Source organism: Neglectibacter sp. X4 (genome assembly GCF_009917365.1).
Taxonomy (GTDB): Bacteria; Bacillota; Clostridia; order Oscillospirales; family Acutalibacteraceae; genus Acutalibacter.
In genome coordinates this window covers 1-699 of the sequence record NZ_QWLE01000242.1, presented here as the reverse complement: position 1 = coordinate 699, position 699 = coordinate 1, and the positions used below count along the sequence as shown (strand labels likewise).

Annotated in this window: 1 protein-coding gene; it reads left to right on the top strand. The window is 40.3% G+C overall.

Annotation, left to right across the window (positions count from 1 at the left end):
* Nucleotides 1-14 precede the first annotated feature (14 nt).
* A partial coding sequence (locus tag D1841_RS17905; RefSeq protein ID WP_166554357.1) for a cadherin-like beta sandwich domain-containing protein occupies nt 15-699 on the top strand: 685 nt, incomplete at its 3' end.

Here is a 699-nt window from a genome sequence, read left to right as displayed (position 1 = left end):
GTTATAAGGGAAGCATGGGGATCGTTGCGCAGTACAGTATAAAAGCAAATCTTAATGCTACCCTGAAAGAACTGGCGGTAGAAGGTATAATGGATAAAGCCTTCAATCAGGATGAAACGCAGTATCATACGTATATTGACAAGGATGCGGAAACGACTAAGATTAAAGCAACTGGGTACAATAAGTCATACATGATTAAAGCAAATGGAATAGAAGTTTCAAATGGAGAGGAAAGTGAAATTCCTGTAAAGTGGGATGAATCCGGCCGCATGAATGTAGAAATTACAGTTTCCTCTGACCGCTATGCAGAAACAATCTATCAGATTTGTTATGAAAAAGAGCCTGAAACGGATGTGCCTACCGTTGTAGAACAGCCAAAATCTGCGGATTACATCCAGGGAAATAAAGCGGCAGCGCTGACAGCGAAAGCCAGCGCAAGCGGAGCAGTGCGTTATCAGTGGTACAAGAACAGTATCAATTCTACAGAAGGTGCGACTGCTATTGAAGGAGCACAGGATAGGGAATATACACCATCTACAGAAGAAATCGGTACAACTTACTACTATTGTCAGTTTACCAATGAAAAAAATAAGGAAAATACTGCTATTTCCAATATCATAAAAATTGTAGTTAGTGCTGATCCGACACCAAAAGCGACATTGGAAAATTTTGGTAATGAGTTGGGAGATGATTACTCCT